This is a genomic window from Pseudoxanthomonas suwonensis 11-1, from assembly GCF_000185965.1.
GTDB classification, from domain to species: Bacteria; Pseudomonadota; Gammaproteobacteria; order Xanthomonadales; family Xanthomonadaceae; genus Pseudoxanthomonas; species Pseudoxanthomonas suwonensis_A.
In genome coordinates this window covers 1,039,604-1,055,350 of the sequence record NC_014924.1, presented here as the reverse complement: position 1 = coordinate 1,055,350, position 15,747 = coordinate 1,039,604, and the positions used below count along the sequence as shown (strand labels likewise).

General features: G+C 71.3%; 14 protein-coding genes. 10 read left to right on the top strand and 4 right to left on the bottom strand.

What is annotated here, in order from left to right; genetic code table 11:
- Positions 1–48 precede the first annotated feature (48 nt).
- The 10 genes from pstS (PSESU_RS04675) (at position 49) to rnt (ending at position 8,869) form a co-directional block, all read left to right on the top strand.
- A complete protein-coding gene (pstS, locus tag PSESU_RS04675) occupies positions 49–1,068 on the top strand; it encodes a phosphate ABC transporter substrate-binding protein PstS (protein WP_013534617.1) in 1,020 nt (339 codons plus the stop codon).
- Between the two features lie 204 nt (positions 1,069–1,272).
- Positions 1,273–2,367, top strand: coding sequence for a phosphate ABC transporter substrate-binding protein PstS (gene pstS / locus PSESU_RS04670; protein ID WP_013534616.1), 1,095 nt, complete (start codon positions 1,273–1,275; stop codon positions 2,365–2,367).
- 102 nt (positions 2,368–2,469) lie between these two features.
- Complete coding sequence (gene pstC, locus PSESU_RS04665; protein ID WP_013534615.1) at positions 2,470–3,438, top strand: phosphate ABC transporter permease subunit PstC; 969 nt, start codon at positions 2,470–2,472, stop codon at positions 3,436–3,438.
- A complete protein-coding gene (gene pstA, locus PSESU_RS04660; protein WP_013534614.1) occupies positions 3,438–4,313 on the top strand; it encodes a phosphate ABC transporter permease PstA in 876 nt (291 codons plus the stop codon). The genes pstC and pstA overlap by 1 nt, the downstream gene beginning before the upstream one ends.
- Positions 4,306–5,160: a phosphate ABC transporter ATP-binding protein PstB gene (gene pstB / locus PSESU_RS04655; RefSeq protein WP_013534613.1), complete on the top strand. Its 855-nt coding sequence runs from the start codon at positions 4,306–4,308 to the stop codon at positions 5,158–5,160. Before pstA ends, pstB begins: the two co-directional genes overlap by 8 nt.
- 123 nt (positions 5,161–5,283) lie before the next feature.
- Positions 5,284–5,976: a phosphate signaling complex protein PhoU gene (phoU, locus tag PSESU_RS04650; RefSeq protein ID WP_013534612.1), complete on the top strand. Its 693-nt coding sequence runs from the start codon at positions 5,284–5,286 to the stop codon at positions 5,974–5,976.
- A gap of 91 nt (positions 5,977–6,067) precedes the next feature.
- Positions 6,068–6,493, top strand: coding sequence for an HvfA family oxazolone/thioamide-modified RiPP metallophore (locus PSESU_RS04645; RefSeq protein ID WP_013534611.1), 426 nt, complete (start codon positions 6,068–6,070; stop codon positions 6,491–6,493).
- 61 nt (positions 6,494–6,554) lie between these two features.
- Positions 6,555–7,412 (top strand): HvfB family MNIO-type RiPP peptide maturase, encoded by an 858-nt coding sequence (locus tag PSESU_RS04640; RefSeq protein ID WP_013534610.1) that lies wholly within the window; start codon positions 6,555–6,557, stop codon positions 7,410–7,412.
- The gene (locus PSESU_RS04635; RefSeq protein ID WP_013534609.1) at positions 7,405–8,217 is read left to right on the top strand and encodes an HvfC family RiPP maturation protein; all 813 of its coding nucleotides are present in this window, start codon (positions 7,405–7,407) and stop codon (positions 8,215–8,217) included. The genes PSESU_RS04640 and PSESU_RS04635 overlap by 8 nt, the downstream gene beginning before the upstream one ends.
- A gap of 55 nt (positions 8,218–8,272) precedes the next feature.
- Positions 8,273–8,869 (top strand): ribonuclease T, encoded by a 597-nt coding sequence (gene rnt, locus PSESU_RS04630; RefSeq protein ID WP_203415188.1) that lies wholly within the window; start codon positions 8,273–8,275, stop codon positions 8,867–8,869.
- Between the two features lie 12 nt (positions 8,870–8,881).
- Here the strand turns inward: rnt and PSESU_RS04625 are convergent, their stop codons facing one another.
- From PSESU_RS04625 to rnr, 4 genes are all read right to left on the bottom strand, one after another.
- Complete coding sequence (locus PSESU_RS04625) at positions 8,882–11,872, bottom strand: diguanylate cyclase (RefSeq protein ID WP_013534607.1); 2,991 nt, start codon at positions 11,870–11,872, stop codon at positions 8,882–8,884.
- Between the two features lie 29 nt (positions 11,873–11,901).
- Positions 11,902–12,648: a 23S rRNA (guanosine(2251)-2'-O)-methyltransferase RlmB gene (rlmB, locus tag PSESU_RS04620; RefSeq protein ID WP_013534606.1), complete on the bottom strand. Its 747-nt coding sequence runs from the start codon at positions 12,646–12,648 to the stop codon at positions 11,902–11,904.
- 67 nt (positions 12,649–12,715) lie between these two features.
- Positions 12,716–13,207 carry a GFA family protein gene (locus tag PSESU_RS04615; RefSeq protein WP_013534605.1) on the bottom strand — a complete coding sequence of 164 codons (492 nt, stop codon included), beginning with the start codon at positions 13,205–13,207 and terminating at the stop codon, positions 12,716–12,718.
- Between the two features lie 13 nt (positions 13,208–13,220).
- A complete protein-coding gene (gene rnr / locus PSESU_RS04610; RefSeq protein WP_041764462.1) occupies positions 13,221–15,554 on the bottom strand; it encodes a ribonuclease R in 2,334 nt (777 codons plus the stop codon).
- Positions 15,555–15,747: the final 193 nt, after the last annotated feature.

Sequence of the window (15,747 nt, the reverse complement as noted above, 5' to 3'; positions counted from 1 at the left end):
GCAATGGGCGCCGGAGGGCCGGTTCGTCCCTCCACCAGGAATCCCCTCATGATCCGCCTGTTCAGGACCCGCATCGCCGCGTGCCTGGTCGTCGCCTCGGCCACGCTCACCGCCTCGGCCGCCGACGTGACCGGCGCCGGTGCGTCGTTCATCTTCCCGGTGATGTCCCGCTGGTCGGCCGACTACAGCGCCGCCACCGGCAACAAGGTCAATTACCAGTCCATCGGCTCGGGCGGCGGCATCGCCCAGATCAAGGCCGGCACCGTCGATTTCGGCTCCTCCGACGCCCCGCTGCGGCCGGAGGAACTGGCCGCGGCCGGGCTGGTGCAGTTCCCCTCGGTGATCGGCGGCGTGGTGCCGGTGGTCAACGTCAAGGGCATCGCGCCGGGCGCGCTGCGGCTGGACGGCCGCACCCTGGGCGACATCTTCCTCGGCAAGCTCACCCGCTGGAACGACCCGGCGATCGCGGCGCTCAACCCGGGCCTGGCGCTGCCGGACGCGCGCATCACCGTGGTCCACCGCTCCGACGGCTCGGGCACCACGTTCAACTTCGCCAACTACCTGTCCAAGGTCAATCCGGAATGGAAGGCCAGGGTCGGCGAAGGCACCTCGCTGCGCTGGCCGGTGGGCATCGGCGGCAAGGGCAACGAGGGCGTGACCGCGTACGTCAAGCAGATCAAGGGCAGCATCGGCTACGTCGAGCTGTCCTACGCGCTGCAGAACCGCATGTCCTACGCCTCGCTGAAGAACGCCGCCGGCCGCTTCGTGCAGCCCGGGGAGGCGAGCTTCTCCGCGGCCGCCGCCAGCGCCGACTGGGCCGCGGCCCGGGATTTCCACCTGGTCATGACCAACGCCCCCGGCGAGGAGGCCTGGCCGATCACCGCGACCAACTTCATCCTGGTCCACCGCCAGCCCAGGGACGCGGCCAGCGCCCGGCAGACGCGGGAGTTCTTCCGCTGGATCTACGCCCGCGGCGACGCCCAGGCCCGGCAGCTGCATTACGTCCCGCTGCCGGACAGCCTGGTCGGCCAGATCGAGGCCCACTGGGAACAGAACCTGAAGTATTGAGCGGCGGGTCCTCTCTCCCCCCTTCGCTCACCGGGCGCGGTCCCCACGGGGTCCGCGCTCTTCTTTTTCCGGCCGTTCACGGGCCGTCCCGGGCCGCGCGGCAGCCGCGCATGGCATCCGTGTTCAAACCGTAATAAGGCTGTCACAAAAATATCATTTCATTTGCGTGCCCGCCGGAATCCCGGCCTACGACGCCCAGATCCCATGAAGCCCTCCCCGGTTCGTCTCCTCGCCCTGTCCCTGGCCACCGCCGTGGCGCTGGCCGCCTGCCAGCCCTCCGGCGACGCCGGCACCGCCACCTCCGCCGAAGGCCCGCAGGCGTCCGCCCCCGCCGCCAGCGGCGAGCGCGTCTCCGTGCAGATCTCCGGCGCCGGCGCGTCCTTCATCTACCCGCTGGTCTCGCGCTGGTCGGCCGACTACAACGCCGCCACCGGCCACAAGGTCAACTACCAGTCCATCGGCTCCGGCGGCGGCATCGCCCAGATCAAGGCCGGCACCGTGGACTTCGGCTCCTCCGACAAGCCGCTGCCGGCCGAAGAGCTGGCCGAGGCCGGCCTGGGCCAGTTCCCGTCGGCCATCGGCGGCGTGGTGCCGGTGTTCAACGTCGCCGGCATCGAGCCGGGCCAGCTGCGCCTGACCGGCGCCCTGCTGGCCGACATCTTCATGGGCAAGGTCACCACCTGGAACGACCCGGCCATCGCCGCCGCCAACCCGGGCCTGTCGCTGCCGGCCGAGAAGATCACCGTGGTCCACCGCTCCGACGGCTCGGGCACCACCTTCAACTTCTCGAACTACCTGTCCAAGGTCAGCCCGCAGTGGAAGGAGAAGATCGGCGAAGGCACCTCGCTGCAGTGGCCGGGCGGCGTGGGCGGCAAGGGCAACGAGGGCGTGGCCGCCTACGTCAAGCAGATCAAGGGCGGCATCGGCTACGTCGAGCTGGCCTACGCGCTGCAGAACGGCATGCCCTACGCCTCGCTGCAGAACGCGGCCGGCCAGTGGGTCCAGCCGAGCGCCGAGAGCTTCGCCGCCGCCGCCGCCAGCGCCGACTGGGCCGGCGCGCAGGACTTCAACCTGGTGATCACCAATGCCCCGGGCGAGGCCGCCTGGCCGATCACCGCCACCAACTTCATGCTGATGCCCAAGCAGGCCAAGGACCCGGCGCGCAGCCAGGCCACGCTCGCGTTCTTCCGTTGGGCCTTCGAGCACGGCCGCGCCCAGGCCGACGAACTGCACTACGTGCCGCTGCCGGCGGAGCTGGTGCAGCAGATCGAGACCTACTGGGCCAGCGAGTTCAAGTAATCCGCGCGGCGCCCGCGCCCGCGTCCCCCTGCGTGCCAGGGGTGGCGGTCCGACCCTCCCCGCGACCGCCGCCCCCGCGCGCACCCATTGCCCAGCGACCCGATGAACGCCATTCCGATGAATGACACCCCGGCCGCCACGCGCGAGCGCAGCGACGCCCGCGCCGACCGGATGTTCCGCTACGCGCTGACCGCCTGCGTCGCGTTCGTCTTGGTCGCCCTGGCCGGTGCCGCCCTGTCGATGCTGTGGGGCGGCCGCCATGCGCTCGAGGTCCAGGGCCTCAGCTTCTTCTTCTCCTCCGAGTGGAACCCGGTGGAGAACCGCTTCGGCGCCCTGGTGCCGATCTACGGCACCCTGGTCACCGCGCTGATCGCGATGCTGATCGCGGTGCCGGTGAGCTTCGGCATCGCCTTCTTCCTCACCGAGGTGGCGCCGCGCTGGCTGCGCGGGCCGGTCGGCACGGCCATCGAGCTGCTGGCCGGCATCCCCTCGATCATCTACGGCATGTGGGGCCTGTTCGTGCTGGTGCCGGTGATGACCGAGCACGTCACCCCGTGGCTCAACGAGAACCTGGGCACCGCGCCGGTGATCGGCCCGCTGTTCCAGGGCCCGCCGCTGGGCATCGGCCTGCTGACCGCCGGCTTCGTCCTGGCGATCATGGTGATCCCGTTCATCTCCTCGGTGATGCGCGAGGTGTTCCTCACCGTGCCGACCCGGCTGAAGGAATCGGCCTACGCGCTGGGCTCCACCCGCTGGGAAGTGAGCTGGGACATCGTCCTGCCCTACACTCGCTCGGCGGTGATCGGCGGCATCTTCCTCGGCCTGGGCCGGGCACTGGGCGAGACCATGGCGGTGGCGTTCGTGGTCGGCAACGCGGTGCGCCTGTCGCCGTCGCTGCTGGAGCCGGGCACCACCATCGCCGCGCTGATCGCCAACGACTTCGGCGAGGCCACCGAGACCTACCGCTCCGCGCTGCTGCTGCTCGGGTTCGTGCTGTTCATCGTCACCTTCGTGGTGCTGGCCATTGCCCGCCTGATGCTGATGCGCCTGGCCCGCAAGGAGGGCAACTGATGTCCGCCGTCACGGCTCCCCGCTCCGGCGGGCTGTACCTGCGCCGCCGCCTCACCAATGTCATCGCCCTGGTGCTGAGCTGCGCCACGGCCCTGTTCGGCCTGTTCTTCCTGGGCTGGATCCTGTGGACCCTGCTGGCCAAGGGCCTGGGCGGCATCAACTGGGCGCTGTTCACCCAGATGACGCCGCCGCCCATGCAGGAGGGCGGCCTGGCCAACGCGTTCTTCGGCAGCGCGGTGATGTGCCTGATGGCCATCGGCATCGGCACGCCGCTGGGCATCGCCGCCGGCACCTGGCTGGCCGAGTACGGCGGCGCCCGCCGCGCCGGCACGGTGGTCCGCTTCGTCAACGACATCCTGCTGTCGGCGCCGTCGATCGTGCTGGGCCTGTTCGTCTACACCCTGTACGTGATGCAGACCGGCGGCAATTTCTCCGCCTTCGCCGGCGCGCTGGCCCTGGCCTTCATCGTGCTGCCGGTGGTGGTGCGCACCACCGACGAGATGCTGCGCCTGGTGCCGGTGCAGATGCGCGAGGCCGCGCTGTCGCTGGGCATCCCGCAGTGGAAGGTGACCGTGCAGGTGCTCTACCGCAGCGCGAGCGCCGGCATCGTCACCGGCGTGCTGCTGGCCCTGGCCCGCATCTCCGGCGAGACCGCGCCGCTGCTGTTCACCGCGTTCGGCAACCAGTACTGGAGCACCAACGTGTTCCAGCCGATGGCCTCGGTGCCGGTGGTGATGAACCAGTTCGCCGCCAGCCCGTACGAGTCGTGGCAGGTGCTGGCCTGGGCCGGCGCCCTGGTACTGACCGTCTTCGTCCTGCTGGTGAGCCTCGCCGCGCGCGCCCTGCTGCTGCGCAAACGGATTTCCCATGATTGATACCGCCCGGAACCTGGCCATGAACCTGCCCGAGACCTCCACCGCCCAGCCGCTGCCGCTGGCGGCGGTCGCCCGCCCCGAGGCCGCTCCCTCGCCGGTCAAGCTGGCCGCCCGCGGCCTGGACTTCTACTACGACCGCTTCCATGCCCTGAAGGGCATCAACCTGGAGATCCCGGAGAAGCGCGTCACCGCGCTGATCGGCCCCTCCGGTTGCGGCAAGTCCACCCTGCTGCGGGTGTTCAACCGCATCTACGCGCTGTACCCGAAGCTGGAGGCGCGCGGCGAGGTGCTGCTGGACGGCGAGAACATCCTCTCGCCCAAGTACCCGATGAACCGGCTGCGCTCGCGCGTGGGCATGGTGTTCCAGAAGCCGGTGCCGTTCCCGATGACCATCTTCGAGAACGTCGCCTACGGCATCCGCCACCACGAGAAGCTGCCCAAGCCGCAGATGGCCGAGCGCGTCGAGCAGGCGCTGCGCCAGGCCGCGCTGTGGGACGAGGTCAAGGACAAGCTGGGCCAGAGCGCGCTGGGCCTGTCCGGCGGCCAGCAGCAGCGCCTGTGCATCGCCCGCGCGGTGGCCCTGCGCCCGGACGTGCTCCTGCTGGACGAGCCGACCTCGGCGCTGGACCCGATCTCCACCAGCCGCATCGAGCAGCTGGTCGAGGAGCTCAAGACCGACTACACCATCGTGATCGTCACCCACAACATGCAGCAGGCGGCGCGCGTCTCCGACTACACCGCCTTCATGTACCTGGGCGACCTGGTCGAGCACGACCGCACCGAAACCATCTTCTCCAGCCCCTCGAAGCAGCAGACCGAGGACTACATCACCGGCAGGTTCGGCTGACGCCGACCCTGCCGGTGCGGGATTGGGGATTCGTGATTGGTGATTCGTAAGAGCAAACCAACGCTGCCACCTGAATCCCTAGTCCCGAATGCCTAATCCCGAACCAAGCACCGGAGGTGCTGAATGCATATCGTCAGGAGCTACGACGAGGAACAGCGACAGCTGGTCGAACAGATCATCGACATGGGGCATGTCGCGGTGGCGCAGCTGGAGGCGGCGCTGGACGTGGTCGAGCGCCGCGACGACTCCGCAGCGCGGCGGGTGGTCGCCAACGACGACGCCATCGACGATGCCGAGCGGCGGATCAGCCGCGAGGTGATGCTGCTGGCCCTGCGCGGACCGCTTGCGCGCGACCTGCGCGAGATCCTGGTCGGGGTGCGCATCCCCGCGGACATCGAGCGCATCGGCGACTACGCCGCCAACGTGGCCAAGCGCTCGATCGCCCTCAACACCGCGCCCCCGCTGCCGCATACCGCTGGCCTGCGGGCGCTGGGCATGCTGGCCGCCGGCCAGGTCCGCCAGGCCCTGCGCGCCTACCGCGAGGGCGATGGCGAACTGGCCCTGCAGGTGCGCGACAACGACGCGCGCCTGGACCAGCAGTACACCGCGCTGTTCCGCGAACTGCTGACCTACATGATGGAGGACCCGCGCAACATCACCCCGTGCACCCACCTGCTGTTCATGGCCAAGAACCTGGAGCGGATCGGCGACCACGCGACCAACATCGCCGAGAACGTGTGGTTCCTGCTCCACGGCGAGCAGCCGCCAGCGCCCCGGGACAAGCGCGACGACACCAGTACCGCCTCCGCCCCCTGAGCCACGCCGGGCCGCCGCCGCGGGGGTAGACTGGCCTCCCCCCGGCGGCCGGATGCGCCGCACATCGCATCCCTCAATCCGGAGCACGGACATGTCCAAGCAGAAACCCGTCGCGATCGCGCTCGGTACCGCCCTGGCCGGCCTCGCCCTGGCCGGATCGTCCTTCGCCATGGAGCCGCTGGCCCAGGGTTACATGCTCGCCGCCGACGACAAGGTCCAGGAGGGCAAGTGCGGCGAAGGCAAGTGCGGCATCGAAAAGGTCGACACCGACGGCGACGGTCGCGTCTCCCAGGCCGAGTTCCTCGCCAGGCACCCCGGCGAGGCCGACCATTTCCCGCGCATGGACGCCAACCAGGACGGCTTCATCGACCAGGCCGAGATCGATGCCTACCACGCCGGCAAGCATGGCGAGGGCAAGTGCGGTGCCGAGCACAAGGGCAAGCACGAGGACAAGGCCGCCGAAGGCAAGTGCGGCGAGGGCAAGTGTGGCGAAGGCGGCTGCGGCGCCAGCGCCTGATCCTCCGGCCGGTCCGGGCGCCACGCGCGCCCGGACCGGCGCTCCTGCGACGTAGAGAGCCATGGACCTTTCCCCTGCCAGCGCCGGCCTCGGCCTGCGCCGCGCCCTGCTCGACGGACTGCGCCAGGCCCCGGCTGGCGCGTTCGATTTCCTCGAGTGCGCGCCGGACAACTGGATCGGCGTGGGTGGCGCGCTCGGCGAGGCATTGGCCGGGCTATCGTCGCGCCACCCGCTGACCTGCCACGGGCTGTCGCTGTCGCTGGGCGGGCCGGAACCGCTGGACGAAGGCTTCCTCGAGCGCACCCGCCGCTTCCTCGACCGCCACCGCGTGCGGCTGTACAGCGAGCACCTGAGCTACTGCAGCGACGACGGCCAGCTCTACGACCTGATGCCCCTGCCCTTCACCGAAGAAGCCGTGCGCCATGTCGCCGCACGCATCGCCCGGGTGCAGGACATGCTCGGGCGCCGCATCGCGGTGGAGAACGTCTCCTATTACGCCGCCCCGTGGCAGGCGATGGACGAGGCCGACTTCGTGCTGGCGGTGCTGGAGGAGGCCGACTGCGACCTGCTGCTGGACGTCAACAATGTCTACGTCAACGCGGTCAACCACGGCTATGACGCGCGCGCCTTCCTGGCGCGGATGCCGACCTCGCGCATCGCCTCGTACCACGTGGCCGGCCACCACGACGAGGACGTGGACCTGAAGATCGACACCCACGGCGCCGCGGTACGCGACGATGTCTGGGACCTGCTGGGCGAGGCCTACCGCCTGCACGGCGTACGCCCCACCCTGCTGGAACGCGACTTCAACCTGCCGCCGCTGGCTGGACTGCTTGACGAAGTGGCGCGGATCCGTTCCCTGCAGGCAGCGGCACTGGAAGCCTCGTCGGCGGCGCGGGCCGGAACCGGCCATGGCTGAGCCCCGCGACCTGCGCGCGCAGCAGTACGCCTTCGCCGCCCACCTGCGCGATCCGGCAGGCCATCCGCCACCGCCTGGCATCGAGGGCCGGCGCATGGCGGTCTACCGCCGCCTGTTCCTCAACAACATCGCCAACCTGCTCGGCAACGGCTTCCCGGTGATCCGCCGCATCCTCGGCGAGGACGCATGGATGGGGCTGGTGCGCCGCTTCTATGCCAACCACCGCAGCCGCAGCCCGCTGTTCCCGGAGATTGGCCGCGAATTCGTGCGCTTCCTGCAGGAGCAGCCGCATGCGGACGACCCGCCGTGGCTGGCCGAGCTGGCACATTACGAGTGGATCGAGCTGGTGGTGCGGATCGACGACACCCCTGCCCCGCCGCACGATCCCGAGGGCGACCTGCTGCGCGGCGTGCCGGTGCCAGCACCATGGATGCGCGCCCTGGCCTATGCCTGGCCGGTGCACCAGCTATCACCCGACCACCTGCCGGCGCAGCCGCCTGCTGCGCCAACCCTGCTCCTGGTGCGCCGCGACGGACTCGGCGAGGCGCGCTTCTCCAGCCTCTCGGGACCGGCGTGGCGACTGCTGGAGCTGCTGGGCGAAGCCAGCCGCAGTGGCAGCGAGTGCCTGGACCTGCTCGCCACCGAGGCCGGTGTCGCCGGCGATCCCGGCTTCCTCGACCAGGGCGCGGCCCTGCTGCGGCGGATGCGCGCCGAAGGCACCCTGCTGGGCACGCTTCCGGGGGACCGGGCGCGGTGCGGTTCATCGCCACCCCGGCCGGGTGAAGTACCCTTGCCGCATGACTGAAAGCGATCTGGACGACCTGCACAAGGACGAGACCCCGGCCGCGCCTCCCGGCGCGATGGCCCGCCGCTTCCGCGGCTACCTGCCGGTGGTGGTGGACGTGGAGACCGGTGGCTTCGACTGGAACCGCCACGCCCTGCTGGAAATGGCGGCGGTCCCGATCGAGATGGACGAGCAGGGCCTGCTGGTGCCCGGCAAGACCGCGGCGGCGCATTTCATCCCCGCGCCCGGCACCGAGATCGACCCCAAGTCGCTGGAAGTGACCGGCATCGTCCTGGACCATCCTTTCCGCCTGGCCAAGCCCGAGCGCGACGCGCTGGGCCACGTGTTCAACCAGGTCCGCGCCGCGGTGCGCAGGAACGGCTGCCAGCGCGCGATCCTGGTCGGGCACAACGCGCACTTCGACCTGAACTTCGTCAACGCCGCGGTGGCCCGCAGCGGCCACAAGCGCAACCCGTTCCATCCCTTCAGCGTGTTCGACACCGTGACCCTGGGCGGCATCGCCTATGGGCAGACGGTGCTGGCGCGCGCGCTCCAGGCCGCCGGCCTGGAGTGGGATGCCAGGGAGGCGCATTCGGCGGTGTACGACGCCGAGCAGACCGCGAAGCTGTTCTGCCGCATCGCCAACGCCTGGCCCTCGCCGCTGCCGGGCTGATCCCGCTCCGCCTCAGCCGATCTGCAGGCGGTCGCGGCCGGCGTGCTTGGCCTGGTACAGGGCCGCGTCGGCGCGGCGATACAGGTCTTCCATGCCCTCGCCCGGACGCAGCGCCACCAGGCCCAGGCTGAAGGTCACCTGCAACTCTTCGTCGCCGGCCCACGGCCGGTGCCGGCGGATCGCCTCCTGCAGGTTGTCGCAGGCCAGCTGCGCCTCCTCCAGCAGGGTGTCGGGCATCAGCAGGGCAAACTCCTCGCCACCCAGGCGCGCCACCAGGTCCGAGCCGCGGCGCTCGCCCTGCAGCACCTGGCCGACCTCGCGCAGCACCTGGTCGCCGACCGCGTGCGAACGGGTGTCGTTGATCCGCTTGAAGTGGTCGATGTCCAGCAGCGCCAGGCACAGCGGATGTGCGCCGCGCCTGGCCAGGGCGATGTCGCGGGCCAGGTGCTCGTCGAACTGGCGGCGGTTGGGCAGGCCGGTAAGCGCGTCCTCGCGGGCCTGGCGCGCGTAGGCCTCGGCCTGCTCGCGCAGCTGCTCCAGCAGCCCGGCGCGCTCGCGGTCGATCTCCAGCAGCTGCCGCGCCTGCGCCTGCAAGTCCGCGGTGCGCGCCTCGACCTGCGCGGCCAGGCGCCTGTTGCTGGCCTGGTAACGGTGCACCCGGTAACGGTATGCGCCGTACAGCAGCAGCAGCGCGGCCAGCAGGCCCGCGGCCCGCACGCTGGTGCGCTGCCACCACAGCGGCTGCACCTCGAACGACCAGCGCGCAGGCTCCGCGCTCCACTCGCCGCCCGGATGCGCCGCCTGCACGTCCAGGGTGTAGCTGCCCGGTGGCAGGCCGATGAACTCGACGTCGCGGCGGGTGCCGCGCTCGATCCAGTCCTCGTCCAGGCCCTCGAGCCGGGTGCGGTAGCGGATCCGCTCCGGCAGCAGGTAGCTGAGGCCGGCATAGGTCACCGCCAGGCGGGCGCCGCCCGGCAGGGACGAAGTCGAGCGCCAGTCCAGTGCGCGTCCGTCCGCGCTCACCGCCTCGATCACCGGCGGCGGCGGCGGGCGGTGCGCGTAGCGGTCCAGGCGCGCGGGCGCGACGCTGGCGGCACCGGCGGCGGTGGCGACCCAGATGCTGCCGTCGCGCCGACGCAGCGCCGAAGGCGAGGAACTGCCATTGCCCTGCGAGCTCGGCAGGCCATCGATCTCGGTGTAGTGCTGCAGCGGCAGGCGCGCGCCGCTGCCATCGGCGGCCGCCTCCAGCGCCGCCAGCGGCACACGCAGCACGCCGCGGTTGCTGGTGATCCAGGCATCGCCGGCGTCGTCGGCCAGCAGGTGGAACACCGCGTCCACCGGCAAGCCCTGCTCCATCCCCACGCGCGCCAGGCGGCCATCGCGGATCCGGTACAGGCCGCGGTCGGAGGCCGCCCACACCGCACCGCCGACGAGATGGAAACCGAACACGGTGCGCGGGTCGCCACCGGCATCTTCAAGTGGTATCCGCTCTACCCTGCCATCGGCGCGGCGCACGCTGGCGCCTTCCACCGAACCGATCCACAGCTCGCCGCCGATCGCCGCCAGCGCGGTCACCAGCCCCTGGGGCGCGTCGGGCACCGGTTGCGCGCCGGCTTCGTCGATCACCACCACGCCGCGGCGGGTGCCGATCCAGACCCGGCCGTCCTCGCACACCGCGATCACGCGCACGTGCCCGCTGGGCACGCCTTCGGCCGGACCGTAGTGCGCCACCACGCGCCCCTGGCGCAGGCGGAACACGCCGTCGGCGAAGGTGCCCGCCCACAGGTCGCCATCCCTGCCCTGGGCCAGGCTGAGGATCGAGGGCACCTGGGCGTTGCCGCCCGGCAGCGCCACCGCGTGGAACCTGCCGTCGGCGCCCAAGCGGTCCAGCCCACCACTGCCGCCGACCCAGAGCGTGCCGGCGTCGTCCTCGAGCACCGCGCGCACGTAGTCGCCGCCGAGGCCGTCGCGCCGGGTCCAGCTGGTGAACAGGGTTTCGCGCAGGCGGAACAGGCCGCCGTTGGCGCCGATCCAGATGCCGCCCTCGGCATCCTCCAGCAGGCTGGCGATGCGGCCGTTGGTCAGGCTCTCCGGCGGCAGCCACTCAAGCCCGCGCGGGCCGATGCGGGCCACGCCGCGGTTCTCGGTGCCCAGCCACAGCTGTCCCTCGCGGTCCTGCAGCATCGAGGTGAAGTAGCCGGCGCCGGGCAGCGCATGCGCCAGGCGGAAGCGGCCGTCGGGCCGGCGGCGGAAGACCTGCTCGCCTGCGGCCAGCCACAGGGTCCCGTCGGGCGCGAGGTAGGGCCAGACCAGCCCTTGCGGGAAACCGTCGGCACGGCCGTAACGCTGCCACTTGCCATCGGCCGTGTAGCGGACCAGGCCCTCGAGCGTGCCGATCCAGATGTCGCCCGCCGCATCGATGGCCATGCGCTGGAAGCTGGCCCGGAGCGGGATGCCCGGTGGCGGCGCGATGTAGTCCAGGCGCCCGTCCGGATGCACGCAGCCCAGGCCATGGCCCTCGAACAGCAGCCACATCCGGCCCTGCCCATCGATCGCCATGTCGTGGACCAGCGCGCGCGGCCACTCCGGCGCGCGCTCCAGGTAGTGCCAGGCGCCGTCGTCGCCGAGGCGGCCGAGGTTGCCGCGCGAATCGCTGAGCCACAGCCGCCGGTTCGGATCCAGGTAGAGCGCGCCGACGCCGTTGTCGCGCAGCCCGGGCGTGCTGCCACGGTTGTACGCGGTGAACTCCACGCCGTTGTAGCGGACCACGCCTTCCCAGGTCGCGAACCAGAGGTAACCCTCCGCGGTCTGGGCCATGTCGCGCACGGAGTTGTGCAGCAGGCCGTTGCGCGTGGTCCAGGCATCGACCGCGTAGTCGCGCAGCGGTGGCGGCCCGGGTTGCGCGGCAGCCAGCACGGCGGCCGCGGGCAGCCACAGCAGCAGGCAAAGCACCGCCCAGCAGGCGACGCGCGCCCGCCATCCCCCCTGCTGGCGTGACGGCACCCGGGCGCTCCTGGCCTGTCGTCCCCGTCTCAACTGCCGCGCTGGCGGACCGCCTCGAACAGGCACACGCCCGCCGCGACGGAGACGTTGAGGCTTTCCACGTCGCCCGGCATCGGGATCCGCACCAGGCCATCGCAGGTCTCGCGGGTCAGGCGGCGCAGGCCGTCGGCCTCGCCGCCCAGGACCAGGGCGACGTTGCCCTTGAGGTCCACGCCATACAGGGTTTCGTCGACCTCGCCGGCCAGGCCGTAGATCCACACGCCCTGCTTCTGCAGCTCACGCAGGGTGCGGGCGAGGTTGGTGACCTGGACCACCGGCAGGCGGTCGGCGGCACCTGCCGAGGTCTTGCGCACGGTGGCGTTGACCGGGGCCGACTTGTCCCTGGGGATGACCACGGCGGTGGCGCCGGCAGCCAGCGCGCTGCGCAGGCAGGCGCCGAGGTTGTGCGGATCCTGCACGCCATCGAGCACCAGCAGCAGGGCCTTGCCGTCGGCTGCCTCGACCAGGCCGGCCAGCTCGCCCTCGCCCCAGGTCTTCGCGGCGGCGTAGCGCGCGGCAACGCCCTGGTGGCGGACGTTGCCGCCGATGCCGTCCAGGGCCTGGGTGGCGACCTTGCGCACCTCGATGCCGTAGCGGCGGGCCTGCTCCTCGATCTCGACCAGGCGCGGGTTGCGCGCGGACGAGTCGACCAGGACCTCGCGCACGTGCTCGGCGTCGTTCTCGATGGCGGAGGCCACGGCGTTGACGCCCACCACCCACTGGTTCTGCTTGCTCATGTACTGCGCGGCCACGAAAGGAAGGCCGGCATTATCGCACCCGCCGGGGTTCCCCGGCGGCGGGCCTTCACGCCTGCGGCGGCCAGTCGGCGGTGTCGTGGTCCGGGTGCTGGCGGGAGACCATCCCGTCCAGGAAGGGCGAGACCTCCAGGTCGTCGTCGGTGGTGCGCGCCGGCAGGCCGGCCAGTCCGTCGACGAACGGCAGGCGGGTGTCGACCGAGTACTGGATCGACGGCGGGAACGCCGCCGGGTCGTCGAAGGCCCCGGCCGCCAGGGCCACGCCGTCGGGCGCCTCGTAGGTCAGCGGGGTGCCGCAGTCCGGGCAGAACCCGCGCCGGACCACGTTGGACGAGGCAAACCGGCGCGGCTGGCCGCGGGTCCATTCCAGGCGCGCGCCGCGCACCGAGACCAGCGGCGCGTAGTACGCGCCGAAGGCCTTCTGGCACATCCGGCAGTGGCAGACCGAGGCGTCGCCGACCGTTCCGGTGACCCGGAAGCGGACCGCGCCGCACTGGCAGCCGCCGGTGTATACGGGTTCCTTGCCGGTTCCAGCTGCCATGCGTGCCTCCGCGTCAGTAGCGCTTCTTGGGTCGCTTCGCCGGCTTGCCGCGTGGCGGCAGCGGCGGCAGGCCGGCGTCGTGCGCCGGGTCGTCGACCAGGCGGAAGTCGATCTTGCGGTCCTCCATGCTGGCCTTGAGCACCACGATCCGCACCCGGTCGCCGAGGCGGAATTCCAGCCCGCGGCGCTCGCCGCTGAGCATCTTCCGGATCGGATCGAACTGGTAGTAGTCGTGCGGCAGCTGGGTGACGTGGACCAGGCCGTTGACCTTGGACTGGTCCAGCTCCACGAACAGGCCGAAGCTGGTGACGCCGCTGACCACGCCATCGAACTGGCCGCCGACGTGCTTCTCCATCCACGCCGCGCGGTAGCGCTCGTCGACCTCGCGCTCGGCCTCGTCGGCGCGGCGCTCGCGCTCGGAGCACTGCAGCGCCAAGCCGGCCATGTCGCGGGCCGAGTACTGGTAGGCCTCCGGCTTGCCGCGCTTGAGCGCGTGCTTGATCGCGCGGTGCACCAGCAGGTCCGGGTAGCGGCGGATCGGCGATGTGAAGTGGGCGTAGGCCTCCAGCGCCAGGCCGAAGTGGCCGGCGTTGTCCGGCGAGTAGATCGCCAGGCTCTGGCTGCGCAGCAGCACCGACTCCAGCAGGGTGGCGTCGGCGCGGTCGCGCACCTTCTTCAGCAGGCGGGTGAAGTCACCCGGCACGACCTTGCTCCACGGCGGCAGGGCCAGGCCGAATTCCTTGAGGAACTCCAGCAGGTCCGCGTACTTGGATTCCGGCGGCTTCTCGTGGATCCGGAACGGCGCCGGGATGTGGCTGCGGATCAGGTAGCGCGCGGCCTCGACGTTGGCCGCGATCATGCACTCCTCGATCAGCTTGTGCGCGTCGTTGCGCGGCAGCATGCCGGCCTGGGTGACCTCGCCGCGGTTGTCGAGCACGAAGCGGACCTCGCTGCTCTCGAACTCGATCGCACCGCGCCGGGCGCGGGCGGCGGCCAGTACCTGGTACAGCTGGTGCAGGCGCTCGACCTGCGGCATCAGCGCGCCGATCTGCGCCTTCGCTTCGGCATCGTCCTCGCCCACCGCCTTCCACACCTGGGTGTAGGTCAGGCGGGCGTGCGAGTTCATCACCGCCTCGTAGAACTTCGAACGCACCACCTCGCCGTCGTGGTCGACCTGCATGTCGGCGACGAAGCACATGCGGTCGACCTTCGGGTTCAGCGAGCAGATGCCGTTGGACAGGGTCTCCGGCAGCATCGGCACCACGAAGCCCGGGAAGTACACCGAGGTCGCGCGCTTCTGCGCCTCGTCGTCCAGCGGGGTGCCTGGGCGCACGTAATGGGAGACGTCGGCGATCGCCACCACCAGGCGGAAGCCCTGGCGGTTGGGCTCGCAGTACACCGCGTCGTCGAAGTCCTTGGCGTCCTCGCCGTCGATGGTCACCAGCGGCAGCTCGCGCAGGTCGACGCGGTCGCCGATCATCGACGGCTCGACGGTCAGCGGCACCGCGGTGGCCTCGTCCAGCACCTCCGGCGGGAACTCGTGCGGCAGGTTGTGGGAGTGGATCGCGGTCTCGACCACCAGCGACGGGGTCAGGCTGTCGCCCAGCACCGCCACCACCTTGCCGATCGGCGGACGCCGGGTATCGGGCGGGGCCACGATCTCGCACACCACCAGCTGGCCCTCGCGCGCACCGCAGGTGGCGTCGGGCGGGATGTGCAGGTTGCGCTGCATGCGGCGGTCGTCGGGGATGACGAAGCTGATGCCGGCCTCGCTGCCGAAACGGCCGACCAGCCGGTGCACGCCCCGCTCCAGCACGCGCGCGATGCTGCCCTCGCGGCGGCCGCGGCGGTCGATGCCGGTGACGTTGGCCAGCGCGCGGTCGCCATGCATGACCTTGCGCATCTCGTACGGCGGCAGGAACAGGTCGTCGCCGCCGCCGGAATCCGGCCGCAGGAAACCGAAGCCTTCGGGGTTGGCGATGACCACGCCGGGGATCAGGTTGGTCTGCTCGACCGGGGCGAAGCCGCCGCGGCGGTTCTGCACCAGCTGGCCGTCGCGGACCATGGCGCCCAGGCGCTTGCCCAGGGCATCGAAACGTTCGGGGTCATGCAGGCCCAGCAGCCCGGCGAGCTGTTCGGCGGTCTGCGGGCCTTCCGCCTCCTCCAGCACCGCCAGGATGGCCTCGCGGCTGGGGATGGGGTTGTCGTAGCGCTGCGCCTCGCGCGCCGCGAACGGATCGGTGACGGCGGGGCCGGCGGTGTTGCGGCGTGGCGGACGCGCTGCCGAAGGTGCATTGCCGGCGCCCGACCGCCCGGCCTGGCGGGTTGCCGGCGCGGGCTCCGGCATCCATGGAGGCAGCTTGCCGGCCTGGCGCTTGCCGCCCTTGCCTCCCACGCTGCTTCCCGCACCCTTCCCTGCGCCGGCGCCACCGGCTCCCTTGCGGCTGCTGCCGCGACTTCCAGTCTTGTTCATGCGGCGATCCTACACCCGGCCCCCTGTACCGCCACGTGGGCCCGTCGTGACGTTCCGTAAACGAACC